The organism is Micromonospora sp. NPDC047527 (assembly GCF_040643015.1).
Classification (GTDB): Bacteria; Actinomycetota; Actinomycetes; order Mycobacteriales; family Micromonosporaceae; genus Micromonospora.
The window spans coordinates 1062870-1077316 of the sequence record NZ_JBEYTK010000001.1; the positions used below are offsets into that span (position 1 = coordinate 1062870).

Annotated in this window: 15 protein-coding genes; 12 read left to right on the forward strand and 3 right to left on the reverse strand. The window is 73.7% G+C overall.

Going from position 1 to position 14447, the window contains the following annotated elements:
• Positions 1-57: 57 nt before the first annotated feature.
• Positions 58-822, reverse strand: a complete 765-nt coding sequence (locus ABZ808_RS04515; RefSeq protein ID WP_357000810.1) for a hypothetical protein — start codon at positions 820-822, stop codon at positions 58-60.
• A 41-nt stretch (positions 823-863) separates the two neighbouring features.
• On the opposite strand from ABZ808_RS04515, the gene ABZ808_RS04520 reads away from it, so the two are divergent.
• The 11 genes from ABZ808_RS04520 to ABZ808_RS04570 all read left to right on the forward strand — a co-directional run bounded on the left by ABZ808_RS04520 (position 864) and on the right by ABZ808_RS04570 (position 10624).
• Positions 864-1028 carry a hypothetical protein gene (locus ABZ808_RS04520; protein WP_357000813.1) on the forward strand — a complete coding sequence of 55 codons (165 nt, stop codon included), beginning with the start codon at positions 864-866 and terminating at the stop codon, positions 1026-1028.
• Between the two features lie 160 nt (positions 1029-1188).
• Complete coding sequence (locus ABZ808_RS04525) at positions 1189-2343, forward strand: histidine kinase (protein ID WP_357000816.1); 1155 nt, start codon at positions 1189-1191, stop codon at positions 2341-2343.
• Positions 2340-2945, forward strand: a complete 606-nt coding sequence (locus ABZ808_RS04530) for a response regulator transcription factor (protein ID WP_357000819.1) — start codon at positions 2340-2342, stop codon at positions 2943-2945. Before ABZ808_RS04525 ends, ABZ808_RS04530 begins: the two co-directional genes overlap by 4 nt.
• A gap of 106 nt (positions 2946-3051) precedes the next feature.
• On the forward strand, positions 3052-3570 hold the full coding sequence (locus ABZ808_RS04535) for a 2'-5' RNA ligase family protein (protein ID WP_357000822.1): 519 nt from the start codon (positions 3052-3054) through the stop codon (positions 3568-3570).
• Between the two features lie 166 nt (positions 3571-3736).
• Complete coding sequence (locus ABZ808_RS04540) at positions 3737-4480, forward strand: winged helix-turn-helix domain-containing protein (RefSeq protein ID WP_357000825.1); 744 nt, start codon at positions 3737-3739, stop codon at positions 4478-4480.
• Between the two features lie 98 nt (positions 4481-4578).
• Positions 4579-5613 (forward strand): cytochrome P450, encoded by a 1035-nt coding sequence (locus ABZ808_RS04545; protein WP_357000828.1) that lies wholly within the window; start codon positions 4579-4581, stop codon positions 5611-5613.
• Complete coding sequence (locus ABZ808_RS04550; RefSeq protein WP_357000830.1) at positions 5610-6461, forward strand: isocitrate lyase/phosphoenolpyruvate mutase family protein; 852 nt, start codon at positions 5610-5612, stop codon at positions 6459-6461. Before ABZ808_RS04545 ends, ABZ808_RS04550 begins: the two co-directional genes overlap by 4 nt.
• Before the next feature lie 157 nt (positions 6462-6618).
• Positions 6619-7587, forward strand: coding sequence for a DUF5715 family protein (locus ABZ808_RS04555; protein WP_357000833.1), 969 nt, complete (start codon positions 6619-6621; stop codon positions 7585-7587).
• A gap of 4 nt (positions 7588-7591) precedes the next feature.
• On the forward strand, positions 7592-9181 hold the full coding sequence (locus ABZ808_RS04560) for an asparagine synthase-related protein (protein ID WP_357000836.1): 1590 nt from the start codon (positions 7592-7594) through the stop codon (positions 9179-9181).
• A 78-nt stretch (positions 9182-9259) separates the two neighbouring features.
• Positions 9260-10087 carry a MerR family transcriptional regulator gene (locus tag ABZ808_RS04565; protein WP_357000839.1) on the forward strand — a complete coding sequence of 276 codons (828 nt, stop codon included), beginning with the start codon at positions 9260-9262 and terminating at the stop codon, positions 10085-10087.
• 63 nt (positions 10088-10150) lie between these two features.
• Positions 10151-10624, forward strand: a complete 474-nt coding sequence (locus ABZ808_RS04570) for a DUF1203 domain-containing protein (protein ID WP_357000842.1) — start codon at positions 10151-10153, stop codon at positions 10622-10624.
• A gap of 17 nt (positions 10625-10641) precedes the next feature.
• On the opposite strand, the gene ABZ808_RS04575 is transcribed toward ABZ808_RS04570, so the two are convergent.
• Together ABZ808_RS04575 and ABZ808_RS04580 are read right to left on the reverse strand one after the other, a co-directional pair.
• On the reverse strand, positions 10642-11880 hold the full coding sequence (locus tag ABZ808_RS04575) for an SLC13 family permease (RefSeq protein WP_357000845.1): 1239 nt from the start codon (positions 11878-11880) through the stop codon (positions 10642-10644).
• A 248-nt stretch (positions 11881-12128) separates the two neighbouring features.
• Complete coding sequence (locus ABZ808_RS04580; protein WP_357000848.1) at positions 12129-13574, reverse strand: hypothetical protein; 1446 nt, start codon at positions 13572-13574, stop codon at positions 12129-12131.
• Positions 13575-13712: 138 nt separating this feature from the next.
• On the opposite strand from ABZ808_RS04580, the gene ABZ808_RS04585 reads away from it, so the two are divergent.
• A complete protein-coding gene (locus tag ABZ808_RS04585) occupies positions 13713-14414 on the forward strand; it encodes a DUF305 domain-containing protein (RefSeq protein ID WP_357000850.1) in 702 nt (233 codons plus the stop codon).
• The last annotated feature ends 33 nt before the right edge of the window (positions 14415-14447 follow it).

Genomic DNA, 14447 nt, shown 5'->3' on the forward strand with positions numbered 1-14447 from the left:
CCGGCCCACGATCGACCGGCGGGCCGCCCGCCGCCCCGTGACGGCGGGCGGGGCCGGTCAGCCGCCGGTGCTGAGGAGAGCCACCACCATCGATGCGCCGAGGGCCGCGTCCAACACCCCGCACCACTCGGCGAAGGCGCGCGGCACCACCCGGCCGGCGCGGTGGTGGAACAGGTCCCAGCCGGCGTGCGCCAGCCACCCGAACGCCACCAGCCACCCGGCGGTCCGCCCGCCGGCCGCGACCGCGACCAGCACCAATGCGACCCAGCCGGCCAGGCCGAGCAGTTGGGTGGCGAGCACGCCCGGCCCGCGCAGCGTCCGTCGTGCAAGGCCGATCAGCAGGTACGCCCCGGGCAGCACCAGCATCGTCCACGGGCTGAGCACACCCGGGTCGAGCCACATGTCGGCGGTCATCAGCAGCGCCAGGCCGGTCGGCCAGCGGCGGGCGAGCGCTACCACGGCGGGGTGTCGGTCAATCGCCGTCGGTGTCTCGTGCCGGTGCCGCACCGCCACCAGCACCATCGCCGGCACCATCAAGAGGTGGCCGCCGATCAGCAGGGCGTCACCGTCGAGCAGGCCGGCCCGGAAGGGTACGAGCAGCAGCAGGAACGGCACGTACATCGCGGCGGCCATCTCGCCCACCCCTCGCCAGTGGTGTGCCCGGTAGCGCATCCACACCGTCATGCCGGCGGTCATGTTGGTGGCCATCACCAGGGCGGCCACCTCGGGGCGGCCCAGCGACCCGCCGATCCCCAGGGCGGTGCCGGCCATGTCCCACAGCGGGCCGAGCAGCACCATCCCGGCGACCATCGCGATCGCCATCTCACCGAGGTGCCGGAGCAGCCGCCGCGCTCCGCCGGCCGGTGCCGATCCCGGCGGCGCTGCTGCCGGCGGCGTTGTTCCCAGCGGCGCCGATCCTGGCAGCGTTGTTCTCGGCGGTGCCGTTCCCGGCGGCGCTGCTGTCGGCGGTTCGGCGGGTGTGGTTGGCGATGGCCGGTCGACCGGCGGCGGCCCGGTCTTCCGCATGACGAGAGCGTGTGAATTTGTCTGTCCCATGGCGTTCACCCTGCCGGCGTCCCCGCACAGTGGGCAGACTCGCGCGTCACCGGAAAACCGTGCGGATCGCACGGTCCAACCGTGACAGTTCGCGGGGGCGGACCGCGCGTCGACCGGTCCTAGGATCGGTGCGTGGCGAGCGAGGCGGTGACCCCCCGGGCGGACCGTCGACTGCACCGGGCCCGGCAGGCGACCCTGCTGTCACTGGCCACCGGCGTCTGGGCGAGCGTCCTGCTACCGGCGGTCGGTCTGACCCGCGAACCCGACCCGGGCCGGGTGGCGCTCGGCGCGGCCGGCATCCTCGCCTTCATGATCGCCCAGACCGCCGTGCTGTACGCGGCCGTGACGCCGTGGCTCGACCCGCGCTGGCGGCGCCGCGCCCAGCTGAGCCTGGCCGGCACGGCGGCGCTGAGCGTCCCGTTGGTGGGGCCGGTGGCGGCCGGCGCCTGGCCGACCTGGGCCTGGCTGGGCGCCGCACTGATCGGCATGGCGCCGCTGCTGCTCCGGCTGCGGGCCGCCGTCGCGATGACGGCCGGCGTCCTGCTGGTGACGGTGGCGGTCGCCGTGTGGACCGGTGGCTCCATCGCGCGCCACCTCGCCGTGACCGGCGGGATCGGGGTCGCCGTCGCCGCCGTCAACGGGTTCCAGGTCTGGTTTTGGGACCTGCTCGTGGAGGCCCGGCAGGGGCAGGCCGCCCAGGCCCGGCTGGCCGCCGCCGAGGAACGGCTGCGCTTCGCCCGCGACGTGCACGACCTGCTGGGGCACAGTCTCACCGTCATCGCGTTGAAGGCCGAACTCGCCGCCCGGCTCGCCCCGGTCGACCCCGAGCGGGCCGGTCGTGAGGCTGCCGAGGTGCAACGGCTCGCCGCGTCCGCGCTCACCGAGGTCCGCGAGACCGTGCACGGCTACCGGGCCGTCGACCTCGACGAACAACTCACCTCCGTGGCGGGGGTGCTGCGCTCCTGCGGCGTACGCTGCACGGTCCTGCCGCCCCCGGCGGACCTGCCGCCGACCGTCGCCGCCGAACTGGCGGCGGTGTTGCGGGAGGCGGGCACGAACGTGCTGCGACACAGCCGGGCCGACTGGTGCCGGATCCGCATCGACCGGGAGGACGACGTGGCCAGGATGACGGTGACCAACGACGGCGCCGACGATCGGGGGCCGGACGCGCACAGCCACGGCCTGCGCGGGCTGACCGACCGGCTCGCGGCCGCCGGGGGCGAGCTGCGGGTCCGCCGGGAGGGTGCGGTGTTCACGCTTGAGGCCACCGTGCCGGTGCCGGCGTGATCCGCGTCCTGCTCGCCGACGACGAGGACCTGATCCGCGTCGCGGTCGCCGCGCTGCTCAGCCTGGAGCCGGACATCGAGGTGGTGGCCCATGCCGCGGACGGGCCGGCGGCGGTGACCGCGGCACTGGCGCACCGGCCGGACGTGGCCGTGGTGGACCTGGAGATGCCCGGCCTGGACGGCATCGCGGTCGCCGCCGAACTGGCCCGGGCCCGGCCCGACTGCGCGGTGGTCGTCCTCACCGGGCACGGCCGGCCGGGTCACCTGCGGCAGGCGCTGACCGCCGGTGCCCGGGGCTTCCTGCCCAAGGGTTCGCCCGGTGGCGCGCTCGCCGACGTGATCCGCCGGGTGCACGCAGGCGGCCGGTACGTCGACCCGTCGCTCGCCGCGGACGCGTTGACGCTGCCCGCCTGCCCGCTGACACCTCGGGAGCTGGAGACGCTGAGACTGGCCGAGTTCGGCGCCCCGGTCGCGGTGATCGCCCGGCGGGTGCACCTGTCCACCGGGACGGTGCGCAACCACCTCTCCGCCGCCGTGCAGAAACTCGGCGCGACCGACCGGGCCGAGGCGCTCCGCACCGCCCGCGACAACGGCTGGCTCTAACCCCACCCCGGTGGGCCGCCGCCCCCTCGTGATCATGAGGTTGAGGGCGTTCGTACCGGCGTGTCGTGACGCTAACTTCATGATCGACGGGGGTTAGCGTGCGGAGGTGCGTACGGTCGAGTTGATCTGCTCCGCGGAGATGGACGACGCGGTCCGGGCCGCCTGGGGTCGGCTGGCCGCGGCCGGGCTGCCGAGCCTGGCCCGCAACACCCATCCCACCAACCGGCCGCACCTGACCCTCGCGGCGGTGGACGAGTTTCCGCCCGGGGTCGAGCACCGCCTCGCCGTGCTGTTCGACGCCGCGCTGCCGGTGCCGGTCACGCTCGAGCGCGTGGTCGTCCTCGACGGCAGCGCCCCGCTGGTCTGGCTCGTACGGCCCACACCGGCGTTGCGCGCGCTGCACGCCGCCGTCTGGGACGTCCTCGACCAGGCCGACGGACACCGCCCCTGGCACGCGCCCGGAGCGTGGGTGCCGCACCTGAGTCTGGCGCTGCGGTTCCGCGACGCGGACCTGCGGTTGGCCCGCGCGGTCGCCGGCGGGCAGCGGCCGACGGGCTCGTTCGTCGCGGCCCGCAGCTACGACGGCACGGACCGTTCGGTGACGCCGTTGACCCGACTCCGATAGCGCCGTCGCGTCGCCGGCACCGCGTCGGCCCGGACGGCCCGGGAGCACCCGTCGTCCTCCTGCCCGATCTGGGCGAGGGGCTGAGCGAGGGGTGTGCTCGTCGCACGGGTGGCTCGGCGGGGATCCGCCTGACCGGTGCGTCGGGGGCCGGGGTGATGATGGGGTCATGAGTGGTGGCACCGAGGGACGGGCGATGGCCGAGCTGGCCGCCCTGCTGGCCGACGGCACCCGGGCCGGCATGTGTCTCGCGCTGCTCGACGGCCGCGCCTGGACCGCCGGCGAGCTGGCCCGGCGGGCCGGGGTCGCCCGGTCGACGGCCAGCGACCACCTCACCCGGCTCGTCCGAGGCGGGCTGCTGGTCGAGGAGCGGCAGGGCCGGCACCGCTACCTGCGGCTCGCCGGGCCGTCCGTCGCCCAGTTGATCGAGGACCTGGCCGGGCACGTCCCGGCCGCACCCCCACCGACCGGCACGCTGCGCGCGGCCACCGCCGCTACCGCGATGGCGTACGCCCGAACCTGCTACGACCACCTCGCCGGGCGGCTGGGAGTGCTGATGTACGACGCGCTGCTGGCAGACGGGCGCCTGGACCGGACCAGCGGGTTGGCAGTGACCCCCGACGGGTGGGCGTGGGCGGCGGGCTTGGGCGTACCGGTGAACGCGCTGCGTACCGCCCGTCGCCCCGTGGTCCGCGACTGTCTGGACTGGACCGAACGCCGCCCACACCTCGCCGGTGGACTCGGCGCGGCGCTCTGTCGCCGCTTCGCCGAGGTGGGCTGGACGACGCCGGGCGCCGGCCGCGCGCTCCGGCTCACCCCGACCGGCCGGACCGCCCTGGCCGGGGCGTTTGGCGTCCCCGAGGAAACCCTCGCCACCACGGGCTCCCCGGCCCTCACCAGCGGCCGAGCCTGACGTCCGCCCCGCGTCGGGGCGCTCAGGGTGCGCGGGGTGCGCGGGGTGCGCGGGATTGTTCGGTCGGGGGCGAACGGTTCGGGCCCTACGGTCGGGCGGTGACTGAGACCTGGCCCGTTATTGCGCCAGCCGCCGGAACGCCGGCGTGCGGCCCGCCCTCGTTCGAGCCCGTCCGTGGTTGGTGGGTGACGCGCCACGCGGACGTCCGGGCAGCGTTGACCAGCCCGGCACTTCAGGTGCCGGCCGTCGACACCGGCCGGGAGGGCACCCTCGCCTGGCTGCGCGCCGAGGTCAGCAGGTTCAGCCCGCCGGAGCGGCACGCCGCGCGCCGGGCGATCGGGGTGAGCGCGTTGGCCGCCCTGGACCCGGACGAGTTGCGGCACGAGGCGACCCGCCTGACGACCACCGCCGTGGACCGTCCGCCTGGCCGTCTCGACGTGATGCGTGACCTGGCCAGAGCGGTTCCGCTGCGGGTGCTGGCCGGGCGACTGGGCTGGGCCGATCCGGCCGCCGCCGCAACGGCGGTCGAGGTCGTCGCTGCCGCGTACCACCCGGGGGTCGACCCGGCGTTGGCCGCGCGGGCCGATGGGGCGGTGGCGACGTTGCTGGCGCTCGCGCCGCCGGGCCAGCCGGAGGTACGGGCGAACCTGATCGGCCTGCTGGTCCAGGCGTGCGACGCGACCGCCGGTCTGATCGGCGCGGCCGCCCATCACCTGCTGGCACCGACCGCCGCCCGACCGCCGGTCGCGGCGAGGAGCACCGACCTGCTGGCCGAGGTGCTGCGGCTCGACCCGCCGGTACGGGCCACCCGTCGGGTCACCGTCGCCGGGGTACGGCTCGGCGGGCAGGACCTGCCGCCGGGCAGCCCGGTGCTCCTGCGGTTCGACGCGGCCAACCGGGATCCGCGGGAGTTCGCCGATCCGGAGGTGTTCCGGCCTGGCCGGCCCGGTGTGCGGATGCTGACCTTCGGGGCGGGGGAGCGCGGTTGCCCGGGTGATCGGCACGCCCTGGCCCTCGCCGCCGGGGTGTTCGACGTGCTGCGTGAGCGGTGCCGACGTACCGAAGCGGCCCTGGGCTATGCGCCCCATCCCACCCTGCGCGTTCCGACGACCCTGGAGGTGACCGTCCGATGACCGACCGTCCCGCGATGACCGAGCAACCCGCGATGACCGAGCGCCAAGATGCGGCCGAGCGCCGTGCGATGTTCCGCGCGCTGCACCGCCCCGGCCGCCCGCTGCTGCTGCCGAACGCCTGGGACCACGCCTCGGCGGCGGCGCTCGTGGCGCGCGGCCACCCGGCGATCGGCACCACCAGCCTCGGGGTCGCGGCGGCCGCCGGCCAACCCGACGGCGTCGCGGCCACCGCCGTGGAGACCCTCGCCCTGGCCCGCCGGCTCGCCCGGCTGCCGGTGCTGCTCACCGTCGACGTGGAGGCCGGGTTCAGCGACGATCCGTCGACGGTCGCCGGGTACGTGGCGGAGTTGGCGGGGCTCGGCGTGGTCGGGATCAACCTGGAGGACGGGCGCGCCGACGGCACGCTCGCCGACTCCGAGGGCATCGCCGACACGATCGCGGCGGTGAAGGCGGCGGTGCCGGACCTGTTTGTCAACGCCCGTACCGACACCTGGTGGCTGGGCGTGGCCGACCCGTTGCCGCAGAGCCTCTCCCGCGCCCGGACCTACCGGTCGGCGGGGGCCGACGGGATCTTCGTGCCGGGAGTCGTCGACGAGTCGACGCTGCGCCTGCTCACCGAGCGGATCGACGCGCCGGTGAACGCGCTGTACCAGCCGGGCGGGCCGGGCCTGGACGAGCTGGCCCGCGCCGGGGTCGCCCGGGTCAGCACCGGCTCCCTACTGTTCCGGGCCGCGCTGGCCGCCGCGCTTGCCGCTGCCGACGAGGTGCGTTCCGGAGGGTCCGTGACCCGCGTCGGGCTGCTGTCGTACGCCGAGGTGCAGGGTCTGGTGACGACGGACGGTGACTGACGGGCATATGCCCGACCTCGGCGGTCCTGTCCGCGCAGCCGGTTGACACGCTCCGTTCGGGGCAGATAGGAGGATTGTTCGGTCCATCCCGGTCCCGATGATTACGGTGTGTTTCAGGGCGATCCGCCAGTGCCGTGACCGGAGAAGGGACCCCGTCATGCGAGTGCCCAGTCGTAGTCCGGGACAGCAGCCCGGCACGCCCGCGTCGCCCACCGCCCCGGCCCGCCGCCGGCCACCTGGCGCCGCCCCCCGCCGGCCCGCCACCACCGAGCCCGACCTCGCCGCCTACCGGGCGGCAGTGGCCGAGCTGCTGGTCGAGGTGGGCGCCCTGGCCGACGCGGCCAGCACCCGGGCCCGCCAGGTGCTCATCGACCAACGGCTGCGCGAGCCGGCCCTGGCGGCGGTGCTCGACGCCACCCCGCAGGGTCTGCTCGGCGCTCGCGAGACGCTGCTGCTGGAGATGGCCCGCTACCAGCCGAACGAGCGCACCTCGGCGCGTGACCTCGCGGCGCTGGTCCGGATCTACCTGCTCTCCCGCATCGACGTGCTGTGGTGGCAGGACGCACCGGCGTTCGTCACCGACGACCAGGTCAACGGCAGCGCCGACCTGGTCGACCTGGAATGGCTGCGCCGCCGCGACCTGCTGCGCTTCCGGTACCAGGAGCAGCCCGCCACCGTGCTGGGCCGCGCCGCACGCGGGCTACGCCGTCGACTGCGGCCGGACGCGACCCCGCGCACCGCGGGACTGCTGTTCCGCCGCGCCCGGCGGGAGGTCGTGGCGCTGCTCAACGACCTCGGACGGGAGTTCGCCGCCGCCGCGCCGCCGGCCACGCCGCCCCTGTGGGTGACCAGCCTCGTCCGCAGCACGGAACACCAGTACCGGCTGCGTCGCCTGGGCTACGCGGCGATGCTGCCCAGTGGGCACTGCCTCGGCTACTCGGTCGACGTCGAGCTGGCCTGGTTCGAACGGTTCGGCGCGCGTGACACGCTCGCCGAGCTGCTGCTGGCGCGGCAGGAGGCCGGCGAGCTGAACGTGATCGACGAGGGACAGGCCTGGCACCTGTGCCTCGCACCCACCGCCCGGCGTCGTCTGCGCCGGGCGTACGAGGCCGAGTTGGGGGTCTGAGCCGGTGTGCGGCATCGCGTTGAGTATCGGCCCCGAGGCCGACCCGGCCACCTTCCGGCGGATGCTCGCCGCCCTCGCCCCGCGAGGTGAGGTCACCGAGACCCGCTCCGAGAGTGGGCTGCTCGCCGGCACCCGTCGGCTGCGGATCGTGGACCGGGACCGGGCCGTGCAGCCCTGGACCTCCACCGACGAGCGTTGGCTGCTCTGCTTCAACGGCGAGATCTTCAACCATCTCCAGTTGCGCGCACAGCTCACCCGCCTTGGGCAGGTGTTCCGCACCCACAGCGACACCGAGGTGCTGCTCGCCGCGTTCCAGCAGTGGGGCGAGGCGGCGGTGACCCGACTGCGCGGCGAGTACGCGTTCGCCGTCGTCGAACGGGCCACCGGCCGGGCGTACCTGGCCCGCGACCCGCTCGGGGTGAAGCCCCTGTACTGGTCGCGGCGGCCCGGCTGCCTCCACCTCGCCTCCGAGGTGAAGGCGCTCGTCGGGCACCACGCCCCGATCGCCGAGGTGCCGCCCGGGCACCACGGCTGGGCCGAGCCGGACGGGTACGTGCGGCTGCGCCCGTACGTCGACCTGCTCACCATCGGCGAGGGACTGCCGGTCATCGACGACCCGGACGAGGCCACCCTGCTCGTCCGCGCCGCGCTGACCGACGCCATCCGGATGCGGGTGGACACCGACCTGACCGTCGGGGTGGTGCTCTCCGGCGGGCTGGACAGCTCGTTGACCCTGCGGCAGGTGCGGGACATCCACCCGGACTGCGTGGCGGTGACGGTCGGTGTGCCGGACAGCCCCGACGTCGCGTACGCCCGGCGGCTCGCCGCCGACCTCGACGTGCCGCACGTCGTGGTCGAGCTGCGCCCGCGTGACATCCGGCTCGCCGATGTGCGCGAGGCCATCCGGATCTCCGAGCTGACCGAGTACGGCGACATCATCAACGCGGTCGTCTCGGTGCCGATCTTCCGGCGGCTGCGGGATCTGGGCGTCAAGGTGGTGCTCACCGGCGACGGCTCCGACGAGCTGTTCGGGGGCTACCCGATGTACCACCAGGTCGGTTCGCTCGCGTCCCGCCGACTGTTCCTGCACCGCATCCGCAACCTGTGCCGCACGGAGTTGCAGCGGGTCGACCGGGCCGCCATGGGCCACGGCGTGGAGGCCCGGGTGCCGTTTCTGGACCTCAGCGTGGTGGAGTTGGCGATGCGGCTGCCGCTGGAGCTGAAGCTGCGCGACGGTCAGGAGAAGTGGATCGTCCGCCGGGCGTTCGCCGACGCGCTGCCCGACTACGTCCTGCGGCGGCCGAAGAACCCGATGTCGTACTCGTCCGGGCTGCACGAGCGGGTCCGCCTGTACAAGCCGCTGTTCGCCCGGATGCACCGCGCGTTCGGCTACGACCTGCTGGAACCGGTCCGCCGGGACTTCGACACGGTGCTGAGCCGGTGCGGCAACGACCTGGACCGCGCGATCGCCGACGGGATGAACCGGCCCGACTACACCGTCCTGGAGCACGCCCGTGACCTGGTCGGTGCGGCGAAGTGGAACGCCGCGCCGATGGTCCGCCGGCTGGTGGGCCCGCGCCCGCCCCGCCGCTGACCGGTGCCCCCGCGCAACCGCCGGCCGGTGCGGCGCGCTTGACTCTGACACGGTGTCAGGGACGAGCGTGGGGGGACCATGTTCACCATCGGAGACTTCGCCAGACTCGGCCGGGTGTCGGTCCGGATGCTGCGCCACTACGACAGCATCGGGCTGCTCCGCCCGGCCAGCGTCGACCCGCACACCGGATACCGGTTCTACCGGGCGGACCAACTGCGCCGGCTCAACCGGGTGATCGCCCTCAAGGACCTGGGTCTCACTCTCGACCAGGTGCGGGCGATCCTCGACGACGCCGTCGACGTCGTCGAGCTGCGCGGGATGCTCCGGCTGCGCCGGAGCCAGCTGGCCGAACAGCTCGCCGCCGACACCGCACGGTTGGCGGCCGTCGAGGCGAGACTCCGGATGATCGAGTCGGAGGGAACCATGACCACCCAGGACGTCGTCCTCAAGGAGATCGCGCCGGTCCGCGTCGCTGAGCTGACCGCCGTGGCGTCGAGCTACCAGAGCGAGGACATCAGCCCGGTGATCCAGCCGCTCTACCCTGAGCTGTTCGGGCGGTTGTCGGCCGCCGGTGTCACCCCGACCGGGCCGGCCATCGCCTGGTACGAGCCCGTCGACCCGGGCGGTGACGCGGTCGTCGTGCACGCCGGGGTGATCGTCGATGCCGAGCCGTCCGCGGCTCCGGACGTCTCGGTGCGTGACCTGCCGGAGCTGCGCAGCGCCGCGACGATCATCCACCACGGCGCGATGGACGACGTCGAGCCGAGCATGCAGGCGCTCGCCCGGTGGATCGAGGAGAACGGCTACCGCACCGACGGCTTCGCCCGCGAGGTGTACCTGGAGTACTGCCAGGACACCCCGGAGAAGGGCGTCACCGAGCTTCAGCTCGCCGTGTACCGGGACTGACCCGCACAGCGTGAGGTCCGATCGCCGCCAGCGTCCACGCGGTCGCCGGGCCAGGCTGGACGGATGACGAACAGCACGTTCCGCGTCCACGCCCTGCCGGCCGCGGCGCTCGACACCGTCCGCCGTACCGGCCGCGACGCCGCCGACCGACCCGTCGAGGTGCTCGCGGCCGGGGGCGGGGAACCCCTGCGCTGCTGCCTGCGCGATGCCGAGCAGGGGGAAGAGCTGCTCCTCTTCGGTTACGCGCCGCCGGTCGCCGCCGGCCCGTACCGGGAGGTCGGCCCGGTCTTCGCGCACGCCGCCGCCTGCCCGGGCCCGGCCTCCGCGGGCGGCCACCCGCCGGCGTGGCGGGGGCGACCCCAGGTCCTGCGGGCGTACGACCGGCAGGGCCGGATCTGCGGCGGCCGGTTGCACGACGGCACGGATCCGGAGGCGGTGATCGGCGAGCTGTTCGCCGACCCGGCGGTGCACCAACTGCACAGCCGCAACGTGGTCTACGGCTGCTTCATGTTCGCCGTGCGGCGCGCCGCCGAATGACAGCGGGCGCTCCGCGCTCAGCTCACCAGCAGCAGCGCGCCGACCGCGGCGAGCGTGCCGGTGACCGCGAGCAGGATGCTGGTCAGCACGAACCGGCGCACCGGCACGGTCACCCCGGCCGCCCGGCACCGCTCGAACCACAGCAGGGTGGCCAGCGACGCCCAGGGCGCGGCCAGCGGGCCGACGTTGGTGCCGATCAGCAGAGCCAGCAGGCGGGTCTCGTCGCCGGCCGGAAGCACCGACTCACCGGCCAGGTACGCCGGCAGATTGTTGACCACGTTGGCCAGCAGCGCCCCGGTGCCTCCGGCGCGCAACGCCCCGGCGGGCCCGTCGTCGGCACCGAGCAGCCCGGCGACCAGGTCATCCAGCCCGTAGCGGCCGAGCGTCTGCACCACCAGGAACAGACCGGTGACGAAGAGCAGCAGCCGCAGCGGCACCAGAGCGGGGCGCAGCGTGGCGGGGGAGCGGACGAGGAAACCGACAAGCACCAGCGCGAGCGCGACGGTGGAGGCGACGCCGATCTCCACTCCGGCCACGATGCCGGCGACGAAGAGCAGGCAGGCGGCCAGCGCGGTGCGGTGCAGCACCGGATCGGCGGGCACGTGGCGGGCCGGTGGATCGAAGCGTCCACCGGCCGGCCGGTCCCGCCGCCACCAGGCGTACCAGAGCACCACCATGGTGACCGCCACGGCGGCGGCCTGTGGCAGCGCCATCCGGACCGCGTACGCCAGGGGTGCGAGCCCGACCCGGTCTGCGGCCAGCAGGTTGGTCAGGTTGGACACCGGCAGCAGCAGGCTGGCGGTGTTGGCCAGCCAGACCGTGGTGACGGCGAGCGGGCCGGCCGGGACGCGCAGGCTGCGGGCCAGCGCGAGCAGCACCGGCGTGAGCAGCACGGCGGTGGTGTCGAGGTTGAGCACGATGGTGGTCAGCGTGGCCAGGCCGCCGCAGAGCAGGAAGAGCGCCGCCCAGCTGCCCCGGGCGGCGATGGCCAGCCGACTCGCCAGCACGTCGAAAACCCCGGCCACGGCGGTCAGCTCGGCCAGCACGATCACGGTGCCGAGGAACAGCAGCAGCGGCAGGACCCGGTGCAGGGTGTCGGCGGTCTCGGCGCGGGGCAGCAACCCGCCCAGCACGCAGGCCGCCCCGGCCACCGCGAGGACGACCGCGACCAGGTCGAGAGGGTGGGGACGCCAGCGCCCGGTCGGCTCGGGCGGGGAGGGCGGTGCGTCGGCGACGGCGACGGCGACAGGCTTCACGGCTGACCACGTTCGCACCAACTCCGGCGCGCCGCCCGCGCTGGCCCCGTCGTGGTGACCAGTCCCACCCGGCACACCCGCTGGTCGGTGACGTACGGCCTGCGCGGCGGCGAGGTCCGGCTGGTCACCGCGACCGGCGGCGGCGAGCGGCACTATCAGCTGCCGATGGGCTGATCCCCGGACCCCTGGAACGTGGCCGGGCCCGGCCCCCGGGATTCGGGGACCGGGCCCGGCGTGGTGCGCGGTGCCTACCAGCCCAGGTAGCTGGGCTGGGTCTGCACGTTGAGCTCCTTGTACTTGACCAGCTTGGCCGTCCAGGTGCGCCAGTCGTTCAGCTCCAGGACGTCCAGGCCCTTCACCATGTCGTTGGAGTAGATGTATCCGTTGTAGTAGTACGCGGACCAGGTGCCACCGCCGACGAGCGTGTCGGCCGAGAGCGGGCCCCGCTCCCAGAACGCGATCTCCTTCGGCTTGGCCGAGTCGGTGAAGTCCCAGACCGAGATGCCGCCCTGGTACCACGCCTGGACCATGATGTCCCGCCCGAGCACCGGGATCAGCGAGCCGTTGTGCGCCACGCAGTTCTCGGTGTCGGCGTTGTTGCGGGGGATCTTGTAGTAGCTGCGGAACTTCATCTTCCGGGCGTCACCGCGACCGGTGATGTCGTAGATGGCGTCCGCGCCCCGGTTCGGGCCGATGGCCTCGTTGCAGGTCGCCGCGCCGCCGCCGCCCAGCTCGTCGGTGAAGATCACCTTGGTGCCGGCGTTGTTGAACGTGGCCGAGTGCCAGAACGCGAAGTTGGTCGTGTCCTGTACTCGGTTGATCACCCGGGGGGCCTCCCGGTTGCGGATGTCCAGCAGGATGCCGTCACCCATGCAGGCGCCGGCGGCCAGGTCCTTCTCCGGGTAGGCGGTGATGTCGTGGCAACCGGTGGTCGCCGAGCCGTTCTCGCTGCCCGGGAAACCGCCGTCCGGGAAGAGGTTCGGCGTCGAGATCACCGCCGCGTCGGTGGGCTTCTTCAGCGGCACCTTGACGATGGAGATGGAGTCGTGCGGCGGCTGGCAGTCCGGGAACTCGGCCCGCGGGCTGTACGACGAGACGTACAGGTAGATGGCCTTGCGGTCCTTGCCCGGGACCAGGGTGTGGGTGTGCGATCCGCAGGCCGTCTCGACGGACTTGATGTACCGCGGGTTGGCCTTGTTCTTGATGTCGAAGATCTTGATGCCCTCCCACGACTCCTTCACGGACGCCGGCTGCGTGGTGCTGTTGCAGGAGTCGTCGCTGCGGGACGAGTCGGTGGAGAGGAAGAGCAGGTCACCGTGGACGGAGATGTCGTTCTGCGACCCCGGGCAGAGCACCCGCGACGTGACCTTCGGCGCGCTGGGCCGCGAGATGTCGTAGATGACGAAGCCGTTGTAGTTGCCGGCGAAGGCGTACTTGCCCTGGAAGGCGATGTCGCTGTTGGTCGCGTCCAGAGGCGCGACCTTGGGGACGTTGGCGATCTGGCGGAGGTTGGGGCTGCTCCGGATCTCGTCGACGCCGGGGATCGTGTTCGTGGCGGCGGCCACCGGCGCCGACTGCGACGCGACCTGCGCGTTGCCTGCCGGTGCGACGAAGACGCTGGCGATGAGGAGGCCGGTGGCAGCGAGTGCCACGATCGGGATTTGTCGTAACCGTGGCTTGTGGAGTCTGATCATCGGCGAGGCCCTTCGCAAGGGGGAGACGATGGCCCGCACATTACCGCCGGACGAAGAGCGTCGATGTGACGTGGGTCACTTCCTGTCGTCTTTATCAATGGATAGCATCGCGATGACCTCGACCCCAGGGAGTGGCCCATGACCAGTCGGCGCGCACGGACCCTGACGATCGTCACACTGGTGCTCCTATTGCCGCTGGTGGCGTTCATCGTGGTCCGCGCGGGGGACGACTCCGGCACAAGCGCCGCGCCGCCGGTCTCCGCGCCCACCACGGCCGCGCCGACGGTCAGTCCCGTCCCCACCGACCTGACGGTCATCGCACCCGGCCGGCCTGGCGAGTCGGCGGCCACCCGGCTGGCCCACGAGGTCCGCGACGCCGGCCCCGCCCCGCACAACTCGTTGGACGTCTGGTTCGTCCGGATGATGCTCCCGCACCACGCGCAGGCCCTGGAGATGGCGGAGTTGGCGCCGGAGCGGGCCGCCAACCCGGCCATCCGCGCCCTCGCCGACCGGATCCGGGCCAGCCAGGGCCCGGAGATGGGCATGCTGCGCGGCTGGCTGCAGACCCGTGGCCTCGCGGCGGATGCCCCTGGCCACGACCACGGCACGATGCGCGGAATGCAGTCACCGGAGGCGATCAAGCAACTGGCCGCCGCCCGCGGCGCCGATTTCGACCAGCTCTTCGTCCGGATGATGACCGACCACCACGAGGGTGCCATCCAGATGGCCACCGACCTGCTGAAGGTCGGCTCCGACCTGACGCTCAACGAGTTCGCCAACTCGGTCGCCACCGAGCAGGCCGTCGAGATCCACCGCATGCGCCAGGCCCTCGCCGGCTGAGCGAAGGGGCTCGGCCACCCGGCACGTACGCTG